The organism is Methylobacterium endophyticum (assembly GCF_050591105.1).
Taxonomy (GTDB): Bacteria; Pseudomonadota; Alphaproteobacteria; order Rhizobiales; family Beijerinckiaceae; genus Methylobacterium.
The window spans coordinates 149528-170997 of record NZ_JBNHES010000006.1 but is presented as its reverse complement, the minus strand read 5'-3'; the positions used below and the strand labels follow the sequence as shown (position 1 = coordinate 170997).

The window sequence follows — 21470 nt, the reverse complement described above, 5'->3', positions numbered from 1 at the left end:
GACCTGATGGGCCAGAAAGTCAATCCGATCGGTCTTCGGCTCGGCATCAACCGGACCTGGGACTCCCGCTGGTTCGCCGGCAAGGGCGAGTACGCCAAGCTGATGCATGAGGACGTCGCCATCCGCGCCGCCCTGATGAAGCAGCTCAAGCAGGCTGCCGTCTCGAAGATCGTCATCGAGCGTCCGCACCGGAAGTGCCGCGTCACCATCCACTCGGGCCGTCCGGGCGTGGTGATCGGCAAGAAGGGCGCGGATATCGAGAAGCTGCGCAAGCTCGTCGGCACGATGACCAAGGCCGACGTGACCATCAACATCGTCGAGGTGCGCAAGCCCGAGATCGACGCCACCCTGGTGGCCGACTCGATCGCCCAGCAGCTCGAGCGCCGCGTCGCCTTCCGTCGCGCCATGAAGCGCGCCGTGCAGTCGGCCATGCGCCTGGGCGCCGAGGGCATCCGGATCAACTGCTCCGGCCGTCTCGGCGGCGCCGAGATCGCGCGCCAGGAATGGTACCGCGAGGGCCGCGTGCCGCTGCATACGCTGCGCGCCGACGTCGATTACGGCGTCGCCACGGCGTTCACCACCTACGGGACCTGCGGCATCAAGGTCTGGGTGTTCAAGGGCGAGATCCTCGAGCACGACCCCATGGCCCAGGACAAGAAGGCCCAGGACGAGGGCGGCCGTTCCGGCGGGCGCCGTGATCGCGACGGCGAGGGTGGACGCGGCGACCGCGGCCGCCGCGAGCCGACGCACGCCTGAGCCCGTGAGAGGTAACGAGCCATGCTGCAACCCAAGAAGACGAAGTTCCGCAAGCAGTTCAAGGGCCGCATCCACGGTGCGGCCAAGGGCGGCTTCGATCTGAACTTCGGCCAGTTCGGCCTGAAGGCCGTCGAGCCGGAGCGCATCACCGCGCGCCAGATCGAGGCGGCCCGCCGCGCGATCACACGCGAGATGAAGCGCCAGGGCCGCGTCTGGATCCGCGTGTTCCCGGATGTCCCGGTCTCGTCCAAGCCCACGGAAGTCCGCATGGGCTCGGGCAAGGGCGCGCCGGACTACTGGGCCGCGCGCATCCATCCCGGCCGCATCATGTTCGAGGTCGACGGCGTCGCCGAGGATATCGCCCGCGAGGCCCTGCGCCTCGGCGCGGCGAAGCTCCCCGTGCGGACCCGCGTCGTCGCCCGCATCGCCGACTAAGAGGAGACGAGGATCATGAAGTCCTCCCAGAGGCTGTCTGATCTGCGTGCCCTGTCCGCCGATCAGCTTACCGACGAGTTGCTCAACCTGAAGAAGGAGCAGTTCAACCTGCGCTTCCAGGGTGCCACCGGGCAGCTCGAGAACGTCGCCCGCGTCCGCGAGGTCCGCCGCGACATCGCCCGCGTCCGCACCCTTCAGCGTCAGAAGACGCTGGCCGAAGCGAAGGCCTGAGGAGTTTCATCATGCCCAAGCGCATTCTTCAGGGTGTCGTCGTCAGCGACAAGCAGGACAAGACCGTCGTCGTGAAGGTGGAGCGCCGCTTCACCCACCCGGTGATGAAGAAGACCGTCCGTCGCTCGAAGAACTATCATGCCCATGACGAGGGCAACGTCGCCAAGGTCGGCCAGACGGTGTTCATCGAGGAGTCGCGGCCCTTCTCCAAGCTCAAGACCTGGAAGCTGGTCGAGAGCGGCGAGGCCGAGGCCGCCGCGAGCGCCTGATTTTGGCCGGGGCGCATCTTTTGCGCGCCCCGGTATCTTGCGCCGGGGGCCGGATCGCGCTAAGCGACCGCCCTTCGCGATAGAGTGTCGAGGGCGCGCCCCGTCCTCCTTCGACTGCGTTCGACCGCGCCGGCGTTGAACACGCCTTCGGCGCGGTCTGTCTTATTGGCCGGAGACATCAGATCTCCATCAGGCGTCGTCCGCCGGGCAATACCGCCCGCGTGCGGAAACCCGCCTGAAACAAGGAAAGGTCACTTCCGTGATCCAGATGCAGACGAATCTGGACGTCGCCGACAATTCCGGTGCGCGCCGCGTGATGTGCATCAAGGTGCTCGGCGGGTCGAAGCGCAAATATGCCGGCGTCGGCGACGTCATCGTGGTCTCCGTGAAGGAGGCGATCCCGCGCGGCCGCGTGAAGAAGGGCGACGTCATGAAGGCGGTCGTCGTTCGCACCGCCAAGGACGTGAAGCGTCCCGACGGCTCGGTGATCCGCTTCGACAAGAACGCGGCCGTCCTGATCAACAATCAGAAGGAGCCGATCGGCACCCGCATCTTCGGACCGGTGCCGCGCGAGCTTCGCGCGCGCAACCACATGAAGATCATCTCGCTCGCGCCGGAGGTGCTGTGATGGCCGCCAAGATCAAGAAGGGCGACACGGTCGTCGTCCTCACCGGCCGCGACAAGGGTCGCTCCGGCGAGGTCGTCCAGGTGCTCCCGAAGGAGGACCGCGCGGTCGTCCGCGGCATCAACCTGGTCAAGCGCCACCAGCGCCAGACCCAGAACGCCGAGGGCGGCATCATCTCCAAGGAGGCCGCCATCCACCTGTCCAACATCGCCGTCGCCGACCCCAAGGACGGGCAGCCGACGCGGGTTGGGTTCCGCATTCTCGACGACGGGCGCAAGGTCCGGTTCGCCAAGCGCTCGGGGGATCTGATCGATGGCTGAGGCAAACAAGGACGCCTACGCGCCGCGTCTTCGCAAGCACTACGACGAGGTGGTTCGCCAGAAGCTCATCGAGCAGTTCGGCTACAAGAACCCCATGCAGGTGCCGCAGATCGAGAAGATCGTCATCAACATGGGCGTCGGCGAGTCCACCGCCGATTCCAAGAAGGCCACCGTCGCCGCCGGCGACCTAGCGCTGATCGCCGGCCAGAAGCCGGTCATCACCCGCGCCCGCAAGGCCATCGCGACCTTCAAGGTCCGTGAGGGCATGCCGATCGGCTGCAAGGTCACGCTGCGCAAGCAGCGCATGTACGAGTTCATGGACCGGCTGATCACCATCGCGCTCCCCCGCGTGCGCGACTTCCGCGGCCTGAACCCGAAGTCCTTCGACGGACGCGGCAACTACGCCCTCGGCCTCAAGGAGCACCTCGTGTTCCCGGAGATCTCCTACGACAAGGCCGAGCAGACCTGGGGCATGGACATCGTCGTCGCGACGTCCGCCACCACCGACGAGGAGGCCCGCGCCCTGCTGGCCGCCTTCAAGTTCCCGTTCCGGCAGTAAGGCCCGACAAGAGCCTTATACGCGGACACCGGAGACCATAGAGACATGGCGAAGAAGAGTTCAGTCGAAAACAACAACCGGCGCAAGGCGCTGGTCAAGCGGTTCGCCGAGAAGCGCAAGGCGCTGCTCGCGGTCGCCAACAACGAGGCCCTCGAGATGGAGGAGCGCTTCGAGGCGCGCCTCAAGCTCGCGGAGCTGCCGCGCAACTCGTCGGCGACCCGCATCCGCAACCGCTGCGAGATCACCGGCCGCCCGCGCGCCTTCTACCGCAAGATCGGCGTCTCGCGCGTCGCCCTTCGGGAGCTCGGCAACCGGGGGCTCATCCCCGGCCTGGTCAAGTCGAGCTGGTAAGGAGGGCATACCATGGTCAACGATCCCGTGGGTGACATGCTCACCCGTATCCGCAACGGCCAGATGCGCCGTCGCAACGTCGTCCAGACGCCGGGCTCGCGCCTGCGCGCCAGCGTGCTCGAGGTGCTGAAGTCGGAAGGCTTCATCCGCGACTACGCCAAGACGGACCTCGGCAACGGCCGCAGCGAGTTCGCCATCGAGCTCAAGTACTACGACGGAAAGCCGGTGATCCGCTCGATCCAGCGCGTGTCGAAGCCCGGCCGCCGCGTCTATTCGTCGGTGAACGAGCTGCCGCGCGTCGCCGACGGTCTCGGCGTCACCATCGTCTCCACCCCGCAGGGCGTCATGGCCGACCACGAGGCGCGCGAGCGCAACGTCGGCGGTGAAGTGCTCTGCAAGGTGTTCTGAGCGGGGAGGAGGACAGATGTCTCGCGTAGGCAAGAAGCCCGTCCCCGTCCCGTCCGGCGTGACCGCCACGGTGACCGGCCAGACGGTGAAGATGAAGGGTTCGAAGGGCGAACTCCAGTTCGTGGTGCCGAACCTCGTCGACGTGGAACTCAAGGACGGCGCCGTCTCGGTGCAGCCCAAGAACCAGTCGAAGCAGGCCCGCTCGCTGTGGGGCACCTCGCGCGCCCAGGTCGCGAACCTTGTCACCGGCGTGTCGAAGGGCTTCGAGAAGAAGCTCGAGATCACCGGCGTCGGCTATCGCGCCGCCATGGCCGGCAAGGCCCTGAAGCTGTCCCTCGGGTACAGCCACGACATCGAGTACGAGATCCCGGCCGGCATCACCATCGTGACGCCCAAGCCCACGGAGATCGTGATCTCGGGCATCGACCGTCAGGTCGTCGGCCAGGTCGCGGCGGAGATCCGCGAGTACCGCGGCCCCGAGCCCTACAAGGGCAAGGGCGTGAAGTACGAGGGCGAGTTCATCTTCCGCAAGGAAGGCAAGAAGAAGTAAGGAGGGCTGAGACATGTCACGCAAACTCGAAGCCCTCGATCGTCGCAAGGCGCGCGTTCGCCGGGCCCTCAAGGCCGCCGCCAACGGGCGTCCCCGGTTGTCGGTGTTCCGTTCGTCCAAGCAGATCTACGTCCAGGTCATCGACGACGCGCAGGGCAAGACCCTCGCCTCGGCCTCGTCCGTGGACAAGGAGCTGCGCGCGAGCCTCAAGACCGGCGCGGACGTCGCCGCGGCCTCGGCCGTGGGCAAGCTCGTCGCCGAGCGCGCCCAGAAGGCCGGCGTCTCGAAGGTCATCTTCGACCGCTCGGGCTACATCTACCACGGCCGCGTCAAGGCGCTGGCCGACGCCGCCCGCGAGGGCGGCCTGGACTTCTAAGGCTCTCGCCCGCGAGGGCGGCCTGGACTTCTGAACGGACTCTCCTCTCCCTTGCGGGGAGGAGCCGGAGGTGGGGGTGGTGCCGGATGAGGCTCAAAGGCCTTTTCTGCACCACCCCCACCCCTTCCCCCTCCCCGCAAGGGTGAGGGGAATCGAGCGAGCGGATGGTTCGTATCCGCGCCAGTGAGATGAACGGAAAAAGACATGGCACGTGAACGTGAAGGCGGGGGCCGCGGCCGCCGCGAGGACCGGGAGGAGCGCGACAGCGAGTTCGTGGACAAGCTCGTCCACATCAACCGCGTCGCCAAGGTCGTGAAGGGCGGACGCCGCTTCGGCTTCGCCGCGCTGGTCGTCGTCGGCGACCAGAAGGGCCGCGTCGGCTTCGGCCACGGCAAGGCCCGTGAGGTGCCGGAGGCCATCCGCAAGGCCACCGAGGCCGCCAAGCGCGGCCTGGTCCGCGTGTCGCTTCGCGAGGGCCGGACCCTCCACCACGACGTGCAGGGCCGTCACGGCGCCGGCAAGGTCATCCTGCGCGCGGCGCCCGCCGGTACCGGCATCATCGCCGGCGGCCCGATGCGCGCCGTGTTCGAGACCCTCGGCATGCAGGACGTGGTGGCGAAGAGCCTCGGCTCCTCGAACCCCTACAACCTCGTGCGCGCCACCTTCGAGGCGCTCAAGAACGAGGACAGCCCGCGCTCCGTCGCGGCCCGCCGTGGCCTCAAGGTCTCCGCCCTCCAGTCGCGCCGCCGCGACGCCGACCCTTCGGACACGTCCGAAGCGGCCGTCGCCTAAGGGGAGGGTGCAATGGCAACGAAGACCGTTCGCGTCGAGCAGATCGGCTCGCCGATCCGCCGCGAGGCCTCCCAGCGCGCGACGCTGGTCGGCCTGAAGCTCAACAAGCTGCACCGGGTTTCCGAGCTGGAGGATACTCCCTCCGTGCGCGGCATGATCCGCAAGGTGCAGCACCTCGTGCGCGTCCTCGACGGCGCGGCTTGAGGAGGGCACCATGAAGCTCAACGACATCAGCGACAACGACGGCGCCACCAAGAACCGGATGCGCGTCGGACGGGGCATCGGCTCCGGCAAGGGCAAGACCGCGGGGCGCGGCGTGAAGGGCCAGAAGGCCCGCACCGGCGTGTCCATCAAGGGCTTCGAGGGCGGCCAGATGCCGCTGCATCGTCGCCTGCCGAAGCGCGGCTTCAACAACATCCACGCCGCCGATCTGAACGAGGTCAATCTCGGCCGGATCCAGGAGGCCGTGGACGCGGGCAAGCTCGACAAGGCCGCGACCGTCACGGTCGAGACCCTGGTGGCCGCCGGCATCCTCGCCCGTCCCCGCGACGGCGTGAAGCTGCTCGGCGTCGGCGACCTCACCGCGAAGCTCTCCTTCGAGGTGACCCGCGCGTCGAAGTCCGCTGTCGAGGCGGTGGAGAAGGCCGGCGGCAGCGTCACGGTCGTGTACGCCCAGGGCGTCTCGACCCGCGGCGGCGCCGAAGCCTCCGCCTGACGAGCCCGGTTGCGCCTCCCAGGCGCAGCCCTTAAGTCGAAGCGTCAGCGGCGGCCCGTGCAACCTCGCGCGGCCGCCGTTGCTCATTCAAGCGGTCCCTCGACCGTCTCAGGATCAGTAGCGCCATGGCCTCAGCCGCCGAGCAGCTTGCCGCGAATCTCAACTTCGGCGCCATCGCCAAGGCGGACGAGCTCAAGAAGCGCATCTGGTTCACCCTCGGCGCGCTCGTCGTGTTCCGGCTGGGCACCTACATTCCGATTCCGGGCATCGATCCCGAGCAGTTCGCGCGCAACTTCCAGCAGCAGGCCGGCGGCGTGCTGGGGCTGTTCAACATGTTCTCCGGCGGTGCCGTCGAGCGCATGGCGATCTTCGCGCTCAACATCATGCCCTACATCTCGTCCTCGATCATCATCCAGCTCCTCACCTCGGTGATCCCGAGCCTCGAGGCGCTGAAGAAGGAGGGCGAATCCGGCCGCAAGGTCATCAACCAGTACACGCGCTACCTCACCGTGCTGCTGGCGCTGGTGCAGTCCTGGGGCATCGCGGTGGGCCTGCAATCGTCGAGCGCGGCCATCGACCCCGGCCCGTTCTTCCTGCTCTCGACTGTGATCACGCTCACCGGCGGCACGCTGTTCCTGATGTGGATCGGCGAGCAGATCACCTCGCGCGGCATCGGCAACGGCTCCTCGCTCATCATCTTCGCCGGCATCGTGGCGCATCTGCCCACCGCCATCCTCGGCGCGCTTGAGCTCGGCCGCACGGGCGCGCTCTCCACCGTCGTGATCCTCGGGGTCGGCCTGGCGGCGGTCGGCCTCGTCTACTTCATCGTGTTCATGGAGCGGGCCCAGCGCCGGCTGCTGATCAACTACCCCAAGCGCCAGGTCGGCAACCGCATGTACGAGGGCCAGACCTCGTTCCTGCCGCTGAAGCTCAACACCTCGGGCGTCATCCCGCCGATCTTCGCCTCCTCGCTGCTGCTGCTGCCGGCCACCGTGGCGAGCTTCTCGGCGAACCAGGGCTCCTCGGGTTTCCTGGGCACGCTCACCACCTATCTCGGCCACGGGCGGCCTCTCTACATGCTGCTCTATGCGGCGCTGATCATCTTCTTCGCCTTCTTCTACACGGCGGTGGTGTTCAACCCGCAGGAGACCGCCGACAACCTGAAGAAGCATGGCGGCTTCATCCCCGGCATCCGGCCCGGCGAGCGCACCGCCGCCTTCATCGACAAGGTGCTGACGCGGATCACCGCCATCGGCGCGCTCTACCTGACTTTCGTCTGTCTGGTGCCGGAGATCCTGGCGTCCTATGCCTCGGCCAGCCTCGGCTTCGGCGGCACCTCGCTGCTGATCGTGGTCTCCGTGACCATGGACACCGTGGCCCAGGTGCACGGGCACCTCATGGCCCACCAGTACGAGGGGCTCGTGAAGAAGGCGAAGCTGCGCGGAGCCTCCCCGGCCGGGCGGCGACGCTAAAAGGCTCGATCGATTCGCCGGCAACAAACTCGGCCGGACCATAAGCCCTCCTACTTTTCTCCGACTCGCAGGAGCCGGGAAACCGTCTAGAAGGGCTTGAGACGCGGCGTCGCTGGGAGGCTTCGCCGTTCGCCCAGATAAGCCCCGCGCCGGGTACGACGCGGACAGGCACGGACGAGGAATACGACGCCATGCGCATCATTCTGCTTGGCCCCCCCGGCGCGGGGAAGGGAACGCAGTCCGAGCGGATCGTGGAGCGCTTCGGCATCCCGCAGTTGTCGACGGGCGACATGCTGCGCGCGGCGGTGGCCGCCGGCACCCCGGTCGGTCTCGAAGCCAAGGCGGTGATGGAGAGCGGCGGGCTCGTCTCCGACACCACCGTCGTCGGCATCGTCGCCGACCGCATCGAGGAGTCGGACGCCAAGCGCGGCTTCATCCTCGACGGCTTCCCGCGCACCGTGGAACAGGCCGCCGCCCTCGACGCCATGCTGGCGAGGAAGGGCATCGCGCTCTCCGCCGTGGTCGAGTTCAAGGTCGACGAGACGGCGCTTCTCGGCCGCATCGCCAAGCGCGCGGAGGAGACCGCCGCCCGCGGCCAGCCGGTGCGCAAGGACGACACGCCGGAGGTGTTCAAGACCCGCCTCGACGCCTATCGCAAGCAGACCGCGCCGCTGTCGGACTACTACGCCAAGACCGGCCTGCTGCACGTCATCGACGGGATGCAGCCGATCGACACGGTGACGCAGAAGACCATGTCCGTGCTCGGGCAGCATGCCGAGACGGCCGCCTCCTGAGCGCCGACATCGGTTGACATCGATGCCGGCCCGCGCTAGCAGGCCGGACTTCGTCCAGGCGGTACTTGGTTCGGGGCGCTCCTCGCGGAGCGGCTGCGGGCCGATTTGTCGTTGACGGGCAGCGCGCAGGGGCCGGCCTCCACCGGACGCGCGCTGAAGAACGCAGAAAACGGCCCGGCCGCAAGGCGCCGGGCTCACATGGAGTGAGAAACTTGGCCCGTATCGCAGGCGTCAACATCCCGACGAACAAGCGCGTCGTCATCGCGCTTCAGTACATCCACGGCATCGGCTCCAAGAAGGCCGAGGAGATCACCGAGAAGGTCGGCATTCCGGCCGAGCGGCGCGTGAACCAGCTCACCGACGCCGAGGTGCTCCAGATCCGCGAAGCCATCGACCGCGACTACATCGTCGAGGGCGATCTGCGCCGCGAAGTCTCGATGAATATCAAGCGGCTGATGGATCTCGGCTGCTATCGCGGCCTGCGTCACCGCAAGCAGCTTCCCGTGCGCGGCCAGCGCACCCACACCAACGCCCGCACCCGTAAGGGCAAGGCGAAGCCGATCGCCGGCAAGAAGAAGTAATTTTTTGAACTTGGGAGGCCGTGCTTCGCTCGGCCTCCTTCGCGTCGCGACGGGTGTCCCGCAACGGGCTCCGGCGTGACAGGCCGGCAGTCCGTAAGCGCGCCGGCCAAGTCCCAAAAAAAATCCCGAGCGCCTGGAATTACGGGCGTGCCTGAAGGAAGAGACTGAACAGATATGGCCAAGGAACCGACCCGCGTCCGCCGGCGCGAACGCAAGAACATCGTCTCCGGCGTCGCGCATGTGAACGCGTCGTTCAACAACACGATGGTCACCATCACCGACGCGCAGGGCAACACCATCTCCTGGTCGTCCTCCGGCGCCATGGGCTTCAAGGGCTCGCGCAAGTCGACCCCGTATGCCGCCCAGGTCGCGGCCGAGGACGCCGCCCGCAAGGCCGCCGAGCACGGCATGCGCACCCTCGAGGTCGAGGTCTCCGGTCCCGGCTCCGGCCGCGAGTCGGCCCTTCGCGCCCTCCAGGCGGCGGGCTTCACCGTCACCTCGATCCGCGACGTGACCTCCATCCCGCACAACGGCTGCCGCCCGCGCAAGCGTCGGCGCGTCTGAGCGGAGCTCTCGGCTGACGGTGGCATCAGTGGCGGACGATCCGAAGCCGCTTCCGGGCGTGCTGCGTTGGAGCCTCGGCGACCTCACGGTCACCGTGCTCAACGACGGCTGCTTCGACGGATCGCTCGACCTCGTGACGGGGATCCCTCGGGAGGATGCCGGCTCGCTCCAGGCGGCCGGCTTCCGGGCGCAGGCGCCGCGCATCACGATCAACGCGTTCCTCGTCACGGGAGCCGGCCGCAAGCCGCTCCTGATCGATTCCGGCTATGGCGTGCTCAGCCCGGTCGAGTCGGTCGGACGGCTTCAGCCGGCCCTCGCGGCGGCGGGGGTCGCCCCGGAGGAGATCGCGACGGTGCTGGTCTCCCACATGCACCCGGACCATATCGGCGGGCTGTTGACCGACGCGGGGACGGCGGCCTTCCCGAACGCCGAACTCGTCCTCCAGGAAGACGAGGCGGCCTACTGGCTCCCCGACGCCGCGCTCTCGCGCGCGCCGGACGAGGCCAAGCCCTATTTCGAGAACGCGCGGAAGACCGTCGCCGTCTATGGCGACCGGGTCCGGCGGATCTCGGGAGGCGAGGTCGCCCCCGGCATCACGGCGGTCCCGCTGCCCGGCCATACCCCCGGACATTGCGGCTTCCGGATCGTGTCGGGCAAGCGGTCGCTGATGATGTGGACCGACGTGGTCCATCTCCCGGCGATCCAGTTCAAGCGGCCGGAGGCGGGGCTCGTCTACGACGTCGACGGAGCGCAGGCGGTCGCGACCCGGCGGCGCATCCTCGACGAGGTGGCGAGCGAGCGCACGTTCATCGCCGGCTCGCATCTCGAATTCCCGGCGCTCGGCTACGTCGTCCGCGATGGGGCCGGATACGCCTTCGTGCCCGAACTCTGGGTCGCGGCACAGTAAGAGACCCATTCGGAGGCCGGTCTGCGGGGGCAGGCGGACCGGACTCCGGCGCGGACCACGGCAGGCGGACCGCGCCCGTATTGCGAGAGGTAGGATCGTGGTCATTCAGAAGAACTGGCAAGAGCTCATCAAGCCGAACAAGCTCCAGGTTTCGGCGGGCGACGACCCCAAGCGCATGGCGACAGTGGTCGCCGAGCCGCTGGAGCGCGGCTTCGGCACGACGCTCGGCAACTCGCTTCGCCGGGTACTGCTGTCCTCGCTCCAGGGCGCGGCCGTGACCTCCGTGCAGATCGACGGCGTGCTGCACGAGTTCTCGTCAATTCCCGGCGTGCGCGAGGACGTCACCGACATCGTCCTCAACATCAAGACCATCGCCATCCGCTCGCAGACGGACGCGCCCAAGCGCATGACCCTGCGCAAGACCGGCCCCGGCATCGTCACCGCCGGCGATATCGGCGCGGTGGGCGACATCCAGATCCTCAACCCGGACCTGGTGATCTGCACCCTCGACGACGGCGCCGAGATCCGCATGGAGTTCACGGTGGCCACCGGCAAGGGCTACGTCCCGGCCGAGCGCAACCGTCCCGAGGACGCGCCCATCGGGCTCATCCCGGTCGACGCGCTGTTCTCCCCCGTCACCAAGGTCAGCTACCGCATCGAGACCACCCGCGAGGGCCAGGATCTCGACAAGGACAAGCTGACCATGACGGTCGAGACCAACGGCGCGGTGAGCCCTGAGGATGCGCTGGCCTATGCCGCGCGCATCATCCAGGACCAGCTCCAGGTGTTCGTGAACTTCGAGGAGCCCCGCAAGGAGGAGGCGCAGCCGCTCGCGCCGCAGCTCCCCTTCAACCCGGCGCTGCTCAAGAAGGTCGACGAGCTGGAGCTCTCGGTCCGTTCGGCGAACTGCCTGAAGAACGACAACATCGTCTATATCGGCGACCTCATCCAGAAGTCGGAAGGCGAGATGCTGCGCACCCCGAACTTCGGCCGCAAGTCGCTGAACGAGATCAAGGAAGTGCTCGCCGGCATGGGCCTGCATCTCGGCATGGACATCCCCGGCTGGCCGCCGGAGAACATCGAGGACCTCGCCAAGCGCTTCGAAGAACACTACTGAGGCGAGCCGCCTCGGGCTGGACTTGGCGGCGCGTCTCGGCGCCGTTTGTTTGGCCGATGATCCCGGCCGGCGCTGCGGAAGCGCCGGCCTGAAGTCCCGAAAGAATCCCGCCGCGGGGTCAAGCGGATCAATGAAGACGCCTCGTTTTCGAGGCACCGGCCGTTCCGTGGCACGGCGGCCGAGCATCACGAAGGAAAGCCAATCATGCGTCATGGTTTCGCGGGTCGCCGCTTCAACCGCACCGTCGAGCATCGCAAGGCGATGTTCGCCAACATGTCCGCCGCGCTCATCAAGCACGAGCAGATCATCACCACACTGCCCAAGGCCAAGGACCTGCGTCCGGTCGTCGAGAAGCTGGTGAGCCTCGGCCGCACCGACACGCTGCACGCGCGCCGCCTCGCCATGTCGCAGATTCGCGACGAGGGCATGGTCAAGAAGCTCTTCGCAGTGCTCGGTCCGCGCTACAAGGGCCGTCCCGGCGGCTATTGCCGCATCATGAAGGCCGGCTTCCGCCACGGCGACAACGCCCCCATGGCCGTGATCGAGTTCGTGGACCGCGACGTGAACGCCCGCGGCAAGGATTCCGGCCCCTCCCAGGCCGCCACCACCGCCGACGCGTAAGCGCCTGCGATCAGCGACGGGTTTTCAGGGGCGGTCCTTCGGGGCCGCCCTTTTTCATGCGCGGGACCCGGCAGGGGGGGAGGGATCGGAAGGGCGAGGGGGATCGGTTCGGCGGCGTGCTGCGCCCCTCTCCCCTCTGCGGGAGAGGGTGGCCCGCGAAGCGGGTCGGGAGAGGGGAGCGCCCTTTCCGGATACGGCGCTCCCCTCTCCCGACCCTCGCTGACGCGAGGGCCACCCTCCCCCGCAGAAGGGGGGAGGGAGACGAGCGACGCAGAATTGATCAATCCGAAATGTATCAGGCGGCGAGGATCGAGTGCACGCGCGCCGCGAGATCGGACGAGCGGAAGGGTTTTCTCAGCACCGGGATGTCGTCCGGGATCCGCACCGCCTCGGCATGGCCGGTCAGGATGAGGACCGGCAGGCCGGCCCAGCGCCGGCGCACGATCTCGGCGAGTTCGACTCCCGTCATGCCGGGCATCGCCAGGTCCGCGACCACCATGTCGAAGGCGCGTGTATCGAGCATCGAGAGCGCCGTGGTGGCGTCCCGCGCCTCGGTGGCGGCGTAGCCGAAGGAGGACAGGAATGAGGTCGTCACATGCCGCACCTCGGCATCGTCGTCGACCACGAGGATGCTCGCCGGCTTCGCCGCGACGGGGGGCTCTGGGCTGCTCGGCTCCTTCGCCGCGACGCCGGCCTCCGCCGCCGGCAGGAACAGGTCGACGGTCGTGCCCCGGCCGACCTCGCTGTCGATGGTCATGCGGCCATGGGCATGCTGGGCGAGCCCGAACACCATGGCGAGGCCGAGCCCCGTGCCCCGTCCCACCGGCTTGGTGGTGAAGAACGGCTCGACCACCCTCTGGAGAAGCTCGGGCGGGATGCCGGTGCCGGTATCGGCCACGCTCACGAGCAGGTAGTCCCCCGCCTCGATCTCCGGGTCGTCGGTGATCCGGCGCCGCGCGGTCGAGACCGTGACGACCCCACCCTCCGGCATGGCGTCGCGGGCGTTGATGCAGAGGTTGAGGATCGCGAGCTCGAGCTGGTCGGGATCGACGAAGGCGGCGGGAGCGTCCGGCGCCAGCCGCGCCTCCACCGAGACGAGACCGCCGAGGCTGCGCCGGAAGAGGTCGTCCATGCCGGCGATCAGCGCGTTCACGTCGGTGGAGGCGGCGCTGAGGTCGTGCGAGCGGCTGAAGCTCAGGAGCCGCTTGGTCAGGGAGGCGCCGCGATGGGCCGCTCCGGCGGCGTTGTCGATCAGGCGCCGCACGCGCGGCTGGTCCTGAACCTTCGGCCCGACGAGTTCGAGGCTGCCCAGGATCGCCGTGAGCAGGTTGTTGAAGTCGTGCGCGATGCCGCCGGCGAGGGTGCCCAGCGCCTGCATCTTGTCCGACTGGCGCAGGCGCGCCTCGAGGATCTTCTGCTCGGTGACGTCCCGCTCGACGGTGGCGAGATGCGCGACCGCGCCGGAGGGCCCGCGAAGCGGTATGCGCACGACATGCCGCCAGCGCTCCGCGCCCTTCGGACCGTCCGCCACCGTCTCGTGAGCGACCTCGCCACCCGCGAGGGCAGCGGCATCCGCCAGCATGGCGGCGCGCGCGGCCTCGCCGGCGAGCTCCTGCTCCGTCCGGCCGAGGCAGGCGGCGACGTCCCGCCCGAGGGCCTGGGCCTTGCCCGCGTTGAGGCGCACGAAGCGCCCCTCCGCGTCCTTGAACGAGATCGCGTCCTCGGAATGGTCGAGCAGCCCGCGCAGCAGGGCGCGCTCGGTGGCGAGGTCGCGGCCGAGGCGGTGCCGGTCGAAGGCGTTGCGCACCGTGGCGCGCAGCAGCGCGGCGTCCCAGGGCTTGGTGACGTAGCCGATGATGCCGCCCCGGTTCAGCGCCGCGATCACCGCGCTGATGTCGGCATAGCCCGTCAGCAGGATGGCCTGCGCGTCGTGGAAGGCGCGGGCTTCCGCGAGCAGCGCGTCCCCGGTCAGTCCGGGCATGCGCTGGTCGGAGACGATGACGGCGACGTCCGGTTCGGCGCGCAGGATCGAGAGGGCCTCCTCGGCCTTCGTCGTGGTCAGCACGCGGTACTCGTCCTCGAACAGGTCCTCGAGGGCGATGAGGATGTCGGGCTCGTCGTCGACGGCGAGGATCGTGCCTTTGGTCATGGACCACCCGCCTGCCGTGGAATGCCGATCACGAAGCTGGCGCCCCCGCCCGGCGCCGCCTCCACCGCGAGCGAGCCGCTATGCGCCTGCACGACGCTGTAGGCAATCGCGAGGCCGAGGCCGGTGCCGGCCCCGACCGGCTTGGTGGTGAAGAACGGCTCGAAGATCTTCTCGCGCAGATCCTCGGGAATGCCCGGCCCGCTGTCGCTGATGCGGATCACGTCGGTCTCGGGGGTGCTGCGGGTCTCGACCCGGATGGTGCCGCCCTCCGGCATGGCGTCGGCGGCGTTGCCGAGGATGTTCATCACCACCTGGTTCAGCAGCGCCGGCGTGCAGTTGATCTCGGGGCGGCCGGAGAAGTCGGTCTGCACGGTGATGCCCGCGCCGAGCTTGTGCTGGATCAGCGCCAGGACGGTCTCGATCGCCTCCGGCACGTTCACCAGCGAGCGCTCGCCCTCGTCGAGCCGGGAGAACTTGCGCAGGTTGAGCACGAGGTCCTGGATGCGGGTGAGCCCCATGCGCATGGCGCCGACGCGGTCGCGCGCCTTGGCGACATGCTTCCCGGCCGTCGCCGCGTCCGCCCCGTCGAGCCCGCCCAGCAGCCGCTCGACGGTGCCCTGATGGGCGAGGATGAAGGCCAGCGGGTTGTTGATCTCGTGGGCGATGCCGGCGACCAACTCGCCGAGGGAGGCCATCTTGGCGGCCTGGACGAGCTTGGCCTGCGCCTCCGTGAGCTTGCGGTTGGCATCGGCGAGATCGCGGTTGGCGCGGGCCAGCGCCCCGGCGAGCGCGGCGCGGGCCTCGGCGGCCTCCGCTTCCGCGCGGGCGGTCTCCAAGGCGCGCTCGCGCTCCCCGAACTCGCCTGCGATGCGACGGTCGTCCTCCTCCAGCAGGCGGCGGCGCACGAGGCCGCGCACCCGCAGCACCAGGGTCTCGCCGGCCTCCTTCGAGACCACGTCGTCGGCGCCCGCCGCGAAGGCGTCGACCAGGAACTCCTTGGAGGGCGTGCTCCCGGCGATCCCGACGAGATGGAAGGCGACGGCGGCCTCGGCCGCCTTGCGGCGCTGGTCGATGGCACGGCAGAGGCCCAGGCCGTCATAGGACGGCCCGAGCAGGTCGACGGCGACGCAATCGAAGGGGGGGGACGCGGCATCGAGCGCCGCCAGCGCCTCCTCCGGCCCCCGCGCCGTGGAGACGGCATGGCCCTCCTGGGCGAGGAGGCCCGCCAGGAAGGTGCGGAAGGTGGCGCTGCCGTCGATCACGAGCACCCGCCCGCGCCGGAAGGCGGCGACGCCCGGCGCCTCCACGGCCCCCGTGCGGCGCTCGCGCAGGAGCGCGCGGATGCGCAGCGCCAGCAGGTCGCGGTCGGCGGATTTCGCCACATAGGCGTCGGCCCCGCTCTCGAGCCCCTGGCGCTCGCCGTCGCGGGCGCCGGTCAGCATCAGGAGCGGCAGGGCGCGGGTGCGCAGCGAGAGCCGAAGCTGCCGGGTGAACTCGTCGCCCTTCATCCCCGGCAGGTGGAAATCCGCCACCACGAGATCGGGCAGGCTGGTGTTGAGATGGTCGAGGGCGGCCTCCGCCGTGGGGCAGCGCTCGACGGCGAAGCCCTGTCCTTCGAGGAAGAGCCGCAATTCGAGGGCCTGGGTCTCGGAATCCTCCACGAGGAGGATGCGCACCCCCGGCTCGCGCGCCGCCTCCGCCGCCGCGGGGCTCACGGCGAGGTCTCCGGCATCGCCGCGCGCAGGACATGCCCGGCGATGCGCTCCAGGGGCAGCACGGCGCTCGCGGCGGAGAGCCGGACGGCGGCGGCCGGCATGCCGTAGACCACCGCCGTGCTCTCGTGCTCGGCCGTGGTCGCCGCGCCGGCCCGGCGCATGTCGAGGAGGCCCTGCGCGCCGTCCTCGCCCATGCCGGTGAGCAGCACGCCGATGCCGCCGGCCCCGGCCTGGCGCGCGACCGAGCGGAACAGCACCGTCGCCGCCGGGCGCTGCCCGCCCACCGGGGCCGTATCGAGGATGCGCAGGAAGCCGCCCGAGCCGAGTTCGAGATGGCGGTCCCCCGGCGCCACGTAGACCCGGCCCGGCTCCATGCGCTCGCCGTCGCGGGCGAGGGCCACCGGCATGGGCACGACCCCGTTCAGCCAGGAGGCGAAGCCCTCCATGAAGGCGGCGCCCATGTGCTGCACCAGCAGCACCGGCAGCGGGAAGGTCTCCGGCAGGCCGCCGAGCACGCGGGCGAGCGCGGGGGGCCCCCCGGTCGAGGCCGCGATCGCCAGCACCGTGGGGCGCCCGGCCTGGGACGGGAAGGGCGCGAGCGCGGCCGGCGAGGCGCCGCGCACGGCCCATTGCGTGCCGATGGGGCGGCGGCGGATGACCGGCACCTCCGCCATGATGCGCAGCTGCGTGCAGATCTCGTCGGCCACCGCGTCGTAGCCGGCATGGGTGGTCGCCACGGGCTTCTCGACCACGGAGAGCGCCCCGGCGCGCAGCGCGTTCATCGAGATGCGCAGCGAGGAATCCTCGACGGAATCGGCCACCACCACGATGGGCGTCGGATGCTCGGCCATGATCCGGCGGGTCGTCTCCAGGCCGTCGATCCCCGGCAGGCGGATATCCATGGAGATCACATCGGGCCGCGCGCAGGCGAGCTGCGCCAGCGCCTCCTCGCCGGAGGCCACCGCCGCCACCACCTCGAGCCGCGCGTCGCGGCCGACGATGTGGGTGAGCAGCTCGCGCACGACGCGGCTGTCCTCCACCAGCATCACGCGGATCCGTCCGCGCGGCGCCTCGCGCTCGCCGAGCCCTCCGCTCACAGGAGTTGCCCGATGGTGTCGAGAAGCCCGCGCTGGTCGAACTTCTGCTTGGTCAGGTAGGCGTCCGCCCCGAGCTCGAGCCCGCGCGCCACGTCCTCGGCGTCGCCGCGCGAGGTCATCAGGATGACGGGCAGCCGCGCGAAACGCTCGTCGGCGCGCAGCGCGCCGAGCAGGCCGAAACCGTCGAGGCGCGGCATCTCGACATCGGCGACGACGAGGTCCACGGGCTCGACCTCCGCCCGCAGGCGGTCGAGCGCGTCCTGCCCGTCCACGCAGACGACCACGCGGTAGCCGGCGGCTTCCAAGATGCCCTTCTCCAGAGTGCGGGTGGTGATCGAATCGTCCACGACGAGAATGGTCGAACGTCGCGGTCCCGGCATCGTTCCGCGCGGGACGGCTCCCGCCGCGGGACCTTCCGGGGCGGGCCCGAAGCTAGCTTCGCCGGCGCGCGCGGCAAGCCCCTCCGGGTCGAGGACGAGGGCGGGCCGGTCGCCGGGCAGGATCACCGTGCCGGAGACCAGCCCCGCATCGGCGCCGATGGGCGGGGCGGGCAGCACCAGCAGGGTGCGCACGTCGTGAAGCCGCTCCACCGCGACCGCGCAGACGCGCCCCTCCGCGCGCAGCAGGACCAGGGTGAGGGGGCCCTCCCGCGCCGCCGGCGCGGCGAGCCCGACGAGTTCCGCCAGGGTGAAGACGGGCAGGGCGATGTCCTTGCCGTCCGGGCCGGGGCAGCGGACCACCGGGCGGCCCAGGGCCTGCCCGAGCGCGGCGCGCTCGACGCGGATCAGGCGCGAGACGGCGGCCCCCGGCAGGGCGTAGGTGGAGCCGCCGGCCTCCGCCAGCAGCATCGCCCGCCGCGCCGCCGAGAGGGGCAGGCTCATGGTCACGGAGGTGCCGAAGGGCAGGCGGGGCTCCAGGCGCACGCTGCCGCGCAGGGCCCGCACCGCATCCGCCACCACGGAGAGGCCGAAGCCGCGCCCCGACAGCGCGTCGACGCTGCGCGCGGTGGAGAAGCCCGGCTCGAAGACCAGCGCCAGCAGCGTGCCGGCATCCGCCGGATCGTCGTCCGCCAGCAGCCCCCGCCGCCGGGCGGCGGCCTCGATGGCCGGAAGGTCGGGCCCGCGCCCGTCGTCGTGGATGCCGATCACGAGACGTCCGCCCCGGATGCCGATCTCGAAGACGACGCCCAGGGCCGCCGGCTTGCCCGCGCCGAGCCGCGCCTCGGGCGTCTCGGCCCCGTGGCTGAGCGCGTTGCGCAGGGCGTGGAGCACCGGGTCCTTCAGCGCCTGGAGCATCCCCCGGTCGACGGGCAGGTCGAGGCCGCGCTCGCTCACGTCGATGTCGCGGCCCTGCTCGCGGGCGGCCTCGCGCAGGAAGCGGGCGAAGCCTCCGAACACCGTCTCGGCCGGCACCAGGGCGAGGCGCTCGGCCTGGACGCGGACACGGGCGGCGGCGCCCTCGACGGCACCGGCGACCCCGGCCTGCCGGCGGACGAGCTCGGCCGTCTCGCGGATCAGGCCGTCGAGCGCCGCCTCCAGGCCGCGCAGATCGGCCTTGACCGCCTCGACGGCGACGCGGACGGGATCGGCCGGGTCCTCGCCCAGCATCCCCGCCAGCGACGACAGGGCGCCGCGCCCGCGCGCCGCCTCGGCGCGGCGGCGCAGGTCGCCGGCCGCCCGCGCGATCCCGGCGAGACCGTCCGCCACCAGGGCCTCTCCGCCGAGGGTCGAGGCAAGGTCGTGCGTCGCCCGCGTCAGGGCCTCCACCGCGTCGGCGGGAACCCGCAGGAGCGCGGCGGCCGGATCGGGCGCATGGTCCTGGGAGGGCGGGGAGGGGGCAGCGGGCGGGATCGCGGACTGGATCGCGGGCTCCGCGACGGGCGGCGCGGGACGGGACGGGCCGGCGTCCGCGCCTTCGGCGGGAGCGAGGCAGCCGTCGAGGGCGGCCAGGGCGTCCTCCGGCATCCGGGGCGTGGCCTCGGTCTTCAGGGCGGCGACATAGGCTTCGATGCGGTCGAGCGCGAGATGGGTCGCGGCCTCCCCCGCGCGGTCCAGGGGCGCCCCGGCGAGCACCCGCTCGAACAGTGCCTCCAGCCGGTGGGCCACCGCCTCGACAGGGGGCAGGTCGACGGCGCGGGCCGCGCCCTTGAGGCTGTGGGCCCGCCGGAAGATGTCGTTCCAGTCCGGCGTGCGGCCCTCGCGGCCGCCCGCGAGCCCCGCGCGGATCGCGTCGAGATGCTCGCGATGCTCGGCCTCGAAGGCGGCGAGGAGCTGCTGGCGGATATCCATGAGGCGGCGTGCCGGCCCGGTCCCGGCTCAGTGCCGGTAGCGTTCGGCGAGGGTCATCAGGGCCTGGGCGAGCTGGGTGAGGTTGGCGGAGGCCGATTCGACCTCGCGGGTCCCGGCGGCCGTCTGCTGGCTCGCCTGGCGGATGTTCTGGAGCGCGCCCATCACCTGCTCGATGCCGAGCTGCTGCTGGTTCGTGGAGGCCACGATCTGCTGGAAGGTCTGCACGCTCTCCTCGACGCGGGCGGTGATCTCCTCGATGGTGCGCTGCGTGGTGTCGGAGCGCGACTTGCCGGCGGCGGCCCGCTTCACCGCCTCCTCGGTGAGCATCACCGAGGTGTTGATGCCGCGCTGGATCTCCGAGAGGATCGCGCGGACCTGGGTGGTGGCGCCCTTGGCCTGATCGGCCAGCAGCTTCATCTCGGAAGCCACCACCGCGAAGCTGCGCCCGTCGTCCCCGGCGGCGGCGGCCTCGATGGCCGCGTTCAGCGCCAGCAGATGCGTGCGCTCGGAGATGTCGTTGACCGTGGTGATGATGTCGCCGATGGCCTGGGTCTTCTCCGACAGCGCGACGATGTTGCCGGCCACCGCCTCCGCCTGCTCGCGGATCGCCTCCATGGCGCGGGCGGTGTCGGCGACGGCGCGCAGGCCCTGCTTCGAGGTCTGGGCGGTGGCCTGGGCGGCGGCGATGACGTCGCCGGCGCGCTTGTTGATCTGCGCGCCCGAATGGGTGATCTCGTCGACGGTGGCGGCGGTCTCCTGCACGGCGGCGAACTGCTCCTCGACGCTGGCCGCCTGTTCCTGGGCCGAGGCCCTAATCTCGGCGGCGGCGGCGTTCAGGTCGGCCGTGGCGGAGCGGTTGGTGCGGGCGAGATCGGCGAGCCCCTCGACCATGCCGTTGAGCGCCCTGGCGAGCCGGCCGATCTCGTCGCCGCCCCTCGCGTCCAGCTTGCCGGAGAGGTCGCCGGAGCCGACGCGCTCGGCGAACGCCATCACCCCTTCCAGCGGACGCACCACCGCACGGCTGATCAGGATGGTGACGAGGACCGCGAGCAGGACGCTGGCGGCCAGCGTGAGCATGATCGAGAACCGCGAGCGCTCGTGGATGTCGCCGATCCCGCGCTGACCGACGCCGATGGTCTCGTCGAGGGCGGAGCGGGTGCGCTCGATGGCCGCCACCGTGGCCTCGTAGGCCCGGCCGATATCGGCATTGCGCGCCTCGACCGTGCTCACATCGCCGGCCACCGAGGCCACGAGCTGCGCGTCGCTCGCGTCCCGGTAGGGGCGGTAGGTCTCGACGGCTTGGTTCACGACGATCAGGAGCCGGTCCCAGGCCGCCCTCCGGTCCCCGGAGATGGCGAGGTTGCGATACTCGGTGGTCTCGCGGATCAGGTCGGCGAAGAGCGCGTCGGTGGAGGCGGCGATCCGGCGCCAGGCCGGCAGGAAGTCCTCGTTGCGCACGGGCTGGCCCTGCGCCTTCAGCAGCGTGGCGATGACGGCGTTGCGGCGCATGATGCCGAGGTCGCGCGCCTGGTTGCCGAGCACGTCGAGCTGGCGCAGCACCGTGAGGTCGCGCGCGACTATGTTGTCGGTGGTGTCGCGGACCGAGCCGATCTGGCCGATGGCGTAGAGCCCCAGCGCGACCAGCACCGTCGTGATCGCCCCGAAGCCGAGGAGGATGCGTTTTCCGATCGAGATCGACACAGCGCGTCAGGCTCCGTTTCCGGCGACCGGCGGCGGGACCGCCTCGGCCGCGCCGCTGAAGATGATGGCGATGGCCC

Annotated in this window: 26 protein-coding genes; 21 read left to right on the top strand and 5 right to left on the bottom strand. The window is 70.3% G+C overall.

Annotated elements, in window-relative coordinates:
* Positions 1 to 6: 6 nt before the first annotated feature.
* The 21 genes from rpsC (at position 7) to rplQ (ending at position 12443) form a co-directional block, all read left to right on the top strand.
* A complete protein-coding gene (gene rpsC / locus ACP56T_RS09435; RefSeq protein ID WP_430911887.1) occupies positions 7 to 756 on the top strand; it encodes a 30S ribosomal protein S3 in 750 nt (249 codons plus the stop codon).
* Positions 757 to 777: 21 nt separating this feature from the next.
* Positions 778 to 1191: a 50S ribosomal protein L16 gene (gene rplP / locus ACP56T_RS09430; protein ID WP_430911886.1), complete on the top strand. Its 414-nt coding sequence runs from the start codon at positions 778 to 780 to the stop codon at positions 1189 to 1191.
* 15 nt (positions 1192 to 1206) lie between these two features.
* The gene (gene rpmC, locus ACP56T_RS09425; protein WP_430911885.1) at positions 1207 to 1422 is read left to right on the top strand and encodes a 50S ribosomal protein L29; all 216 of its coding nucleotides are present in this window, start codon (positions 1207 to 1209) and stop codon (positions 1420 to 1422) included.
* 11 nt (positions 1423 to 1433) lie between these two features.
* Positions 1434 to 1691, top strand: a complete 258-nt coding sequence (gene rpsQ / locus ACP56T_RS09420; protein ID WP_430911884.1) for a 30S ribosomal protein S17 — start codon at positions 1434 to 1436, stop codon at positions 1689 to 1691.
* 259 nt (positions 1692 to 1950) lie between these two features.
* Positions 1951 to 2319: a 50S ribosomal protein L14 gene (gene rplN, locus ACP56T_RS09415; protein WP_305527278.1), complete on the top strand. Its 369-nt coding sequence runs from the start codon at positions 1951 to 1953 to the stop codon at positions 2317 to 2319.
* Positions 2319 to 2636, top strand: coding sequence for a 50S ribosomal protein L24 (rplX, locus tag ACP56T_RS09410; RefSeq protein ID WP_430911883.1), 318 nt, complete (start codon positions 2319 to 2321; stop codon positions 2634 to 2636). Before rplN ends, rplX begins: the two co-directional genes overlap by 1 nt.
* Positions 2629 to 3195, top strand: coding sequence for a 50S ribosomal protein L5 (rplE, locus tag ACP56T_RS09405; RefSeq protein ID WP_430911882.1), 567 nt, complete (start codon positions 2629 to 2631; stop codon positions 3193 to 3195). Before rplX ends, rplE begins: the two co-directional genes overlap by 8 nt.
* A 45-nt stretch (positions 3196 to 3240) precedes the next feature.
* Positions 3241 to 3546, top strand: a complete 306-nt coding sequence (gene rpsN / locus ACP56T_RS09400; RefSeq protein ID WP_430911881.1) for a 30S ribosomal protein S14 — start codon at positions 3241 to 3243, stop codon at positions 3544 to 3546.
* A 12-nt stretch (positions 3547 to 3558) separates the two neighbouring features.
* Positions 3559 to 3954 (top strand): 30S ribosomal protein S8, encoded by a 396-nt coding sequence (gene rpsH, locus ACP56T_RS09395; RefSeq protein ID WP_430911880.1) that lies wholly within the window; start codon positions 3559 to 3561, stop codon positions 3952 to 3954.
* 16 nt (positions 3955 to 3970) lie between these two features.
* Positions 3971 to 4504, top strand: a complete 534-nt coding sequence (rplF, locus tag ACP56T_RS09390; protein WP_430911879.1) for a 50S ribosomal protein L6 — start codon at positions 3971 to 3973, stop codon at positions 4502 to 4504.
* Positions 4505 to 4517: 13 nt separating this feature from the next.
* Positions 4518 to 4880, top strand: coding sequence for a 50S ribosomal protein L18 (rplR, locus tag ACP56T_RS09385; protein WP_430911878.1), 363 nt, complete (start codon positions 4518 to 4520; stop codon positions 4878 to 4880).
* Positions 4881 to 5084: 204 nt separating this feature from the next.
* Positions 5085 to 5672, top strand: coding sequence for a 30S ribosomal protein S5 (rpsE, locus tag ACP56T_RS09380; RefSeq protein WP_430911877.1), 588 nt, complete (start codon positions 5085 to 5087; stop codon positions 5670 to 5672).
* 12 nt (positions 5673 to 5684) lie between these two features.
* Positions 5685 to 5876 (top strand): 50S ribosomal protein L30, encoded by a 192-nt coding sequence (gene rpmD / locus ACP56T_RS09375; RefSeq protein WP_430911876.1) that lies wholly within the window; start codon positions 5685 to 5687, stop codon positions 5874 to 5876.
* A 10-nt stretch (positions 5877 to 5886) separates the two neighbouring features.
* Positions 5887 to 6387: a 50S ribosomal protein L15 gene (gene rplO, locus ACP56T_RS09370; RefSeq protein ID WP_430911875.1), complete on the top strand. Its 501-nt coding sequence runs from the start codon at positions 5887 to 5889 to the stop codon at positions 6385 to 6387.
* 125 nt (positions 6388 to 6512) lie between these two features.
* Positions 6513 to 7859, top strand: coding sequence for a preprotein translocase subunit SecY (gene secY, locus ACP56T_RS09365; protein ID WP_430911874.1), 1347 nt, complete (start codon positions 6513 to 6515; stop codon positions 7857 to 7859).
* Between the two features lie 191 nt (positions 7860 to 8050).
* Complete coding sequence (locus ACP56T_RS09360) at positions 8051 to 8653, top strand: adenylate kinase (protein ID WP_430911873.1); 603 nt, start codon at positions 8051 to 8053, stop codon at positions 8651 to 8653.
* 212 nt (positions 8654 to 8865) lie between these two features.
* Positions 8866 to 9234: a 30S ribosomal protein S13 gene (gene rpsM, locus ACP56T_RS09355; RefSeq protein ID WP_430911872.1), complete on the top strand. Its 369-nt coding sequence runs from the start codon at positions 8866 to 8868 to the stop codon at positions 9232 to 9234.
* Between the two features lie 174 nt (positions 9235 to 9408).
* Entirely contained in the window at positions 9409 to 9798 is a 390-nt protein-coding gene (rpsK, locus tag ACP56T_RS09350) for a 30S ribosomal protein S11 (protein WP_430911871.1), read from the top strand.
* 28 nt (positions 9799 to 9826) lie between these two features.
* Entirely contained in the window at positions 9827 to 10705 is an 879-nt protein-coding gene (locus ACP56T_RS09345) for an MBL fold metallo-hydrolase (protein ID WP_430911965.1), read from the top strand.
* A 79-nt stretch (positions 10706 to 10784) separates the two neighbouring features.
* Positions 10785 to 11822 (top strand): DNA-directed RNA polymerase subunit alpha, encoded by a 1038-nt coding sequence (locus ACP56T_RS09340; RefSeq protein ID WP_430911964.1) that lies wholly within the window; start codon positions 10785 to 10787, stop codon positions 11820 to 11822.
* 204 nt (positions 11823 to 12026) lie between these two features.
* Entirely contained in the window at positions 12027 to 12443 is a 417-nt protein-coding gene (rplQ, locus tag ACP56T_RS09335; protein ID WP_430911870.1) for a 50S ribosomal protein L17, read from the top strand.
* Positions 12444 to 12738: 295 nt separating this feature from the next.
* Here the strand turns inward: rplQ and ACP56T_RS09330 are convergent, their stop codons facing one another.
* From ACP56T_RS09330 to ACP56T_RS09310, 5 genes are read right to left on the bottom strand one after another with little or no spacing between them, the layout of a single operon-like run.
* On the bottom strand, positions 12739 to 14592 hold the full coding sequence (locus ACP56T_RS09330) for a response regulator (protein WP_430911869.1): 1854 nt from the start codon (positions 14590 to 14592) through the stop codon (positions 12739 to 12741).
* Positions 14589 to 16307, bottom strand: a complete 1719-nt coding sequence (locus ACP56T_RS09325) for a response regulator (protein ID WP_430911868.1) — start codon at positions 16305 to 16307, stop codon at positions 14589 to 14591. Before ACP56T_RS09325 ends, ACP56T_RS09330 begins: the two co-directional genes overlap by 4 nt.
* Positions 16304 to 17353 (bottom strand): chemotaxis-specific protein-glutamate methyltransferase CheB, encoded by a 1050-nt coding sequence (cheB, locus tag ACP56T_RS09320; protein WP_430911963.1) that lies wholly within the window; start codon positions 17351 to 17353, stop codon positions 16304 to 16306. Before cheB ends, ACP56T_RS09325 begins: the two co-directional genes overlap by 4 nt.
* A 47-nt stretch (positions 17354 to 17400) precedes the next feature.
* Positions 17401 to 19692, bottom strand: coding sequence for a hybrid sensor histidine kinase/response regulator (locus tag ACP56T_RS09315; protein WP_430911867.1), 2292 nt, complete (start codon positions 19690 to 19692; stop codon positions 17401 to 17403).
* Between the two features lie 27 nt (positions 19693 to 19719).
* The gene (locus ACP56T_RS09310; protein ID WP_430911866.1) at positions 19720 to 21393 is read right to left on the bottom strand and encodes a methyl-accepting chemotaxis protein; all 1674 of its coding nucleotides are present in this window, start codon (positions 21391 to 21393) and stop codon (positions 19720 to 19722) included.
* Between the last annotated feature and the right edge of the window lie 77 nt (positions 21394 to 21470).

Excerpts from the sequence above, each read along its gene's own strand:
- rplE (WP_430911882.1), top strand. The coding sequence starts at position 2,629 with ATGGCTGAGGCAAACAAGGACGCCTACGCGCCGCGTCTTCGCAAGCAC.
- rpsE (WP_430911877.1), top strand. The coding sequence starts at position 5,085 with ATGGCACGTGAACGTGAAGGCGGGGGCCGCGGCCGCCGCGAGGACCGG.
- ACP56T_RS09315 (WP_430911867.1), bottom strand. The coding sequence starts at position 19,692 with ATGGATATCCGCCAGCAGCTCCTCGCCGCCTTCGAGGCCGAGCATCGC.
- ACP56T_RS09360 (WP_430911873.1), top strand. The coding sequence starts at position 8,051 with ATGCGCATCATTCTGCTTGGCCCCCCCGGCGCGGGGAAGGGAACGCAG.
- secY (WP_430911874.1), top strand. The coding sequence starts at position 6,513 with ATGGCCTCAGCCGCCGAGCAGCTTGCCGCGAATCTCAACTTCGGCGCC.
- rpsC (WP_430911887.1), top strand. The coding sequence starts at position 7 with ATGGGCCAGAAAGTCAATCCGATCGGTCTTCGGCTCGGCATCAACCGG.
- rplR (WP_430911878.1), top strand. The coding sequence starts at position 4,518 with ATGTCACGCAAACTCGAAGCCCTCGATCGTCGCAAGGCGCGCGTTCGC.
- rpmC (WP_430911885.1), top strand. The coding sequence starts at position 1,207 with ATGAAGTCCTCCCAGAGGCTGTCTGATCTGCGTGCCCTGTCCGCCGAT.
- cheB (WP_430911963.1), bottom strand. The coding sequence starts at position 17,353 with ATGCTGGTGGAGGACAGCCGCGTCGTGCGCGAGCTGCTCACCCACATC.
- ACP56T_RS09330 (WP_430911869.1), bottom strand. The coding sequence starts at position 14,592 with ATGACCAAAGGCACGATCCTCGCCGTCGACGACGAGCCCGACATCCTC.
- rpsK (WP_430911871.1), top strand. The coding sequence starts at position 9,409 with ATGGCCAAGGAACCGACCCGCGTCCGCCGGCGCGAACGCAAGAACATC.
- rpsQ (WP_430911884.1), top strand. The coding sequence starts at position 1,434 with ATGCCCAAGCGCATTCTTCAGGGTGTCGTCGTCAGCGACAAGCAGGAC.
- rpmD (WP_430911876.1), top strand. The coding sequence starts at position 5,685 with ATGGCAACGAAGACCGTTCGCGTCGAGCAGATCGGCTCGCCGATCCGC.
- rplQ (WP_430911870.1), top strand. The coding sequence starts at position 12,027 with ATGCGTCATGGTTTCGCGGGTCGCCGCTTCAACCGCACCGTCGAGCAT.
- rplX (WP_430911883.1), top strand. The coding sequence starts at position 2,319 with ATGGCCGCCAAGATCAAGAAGGGCGACACGGTCGTCGTCCTCACCGGC.
- rpsN (WP_430911881.1), top strand. The coding sequence starts at position 3,241 with ATGGCGAAGAAGAGTTCAGTCGAAAACAACAACCGGCGCAAGGCGCTG.
- rplP (WP_430911886.1), top strand. The coding sequence starts at position 778 with ATGCTGCAACCCAAGAAGACGAAGTTCCGCAAGCAGTTCAAGGGCCGC.
- rplF (WP_430911879.1), top strand. The coding sequence starts at position 3,971 with ATGTCTCGCGTAGGCAAGAAGCCCGTCCCCGTCCCGTCCGGCGTGACC.
- rplO (WP_430911875.1), top strand. The coding sequence starts at position 5,887 with ATGAAGCTCAACGACATCAGCGACAACGACGGCGCCACCAAGAACCGG.
- rpsH (WP_430911880.1), top strand. The coding sequence starts at position 3,559 with ATGGTCAACGATCCCGTGGGTGACATGCTCACCCGTATCCGCAACGGC.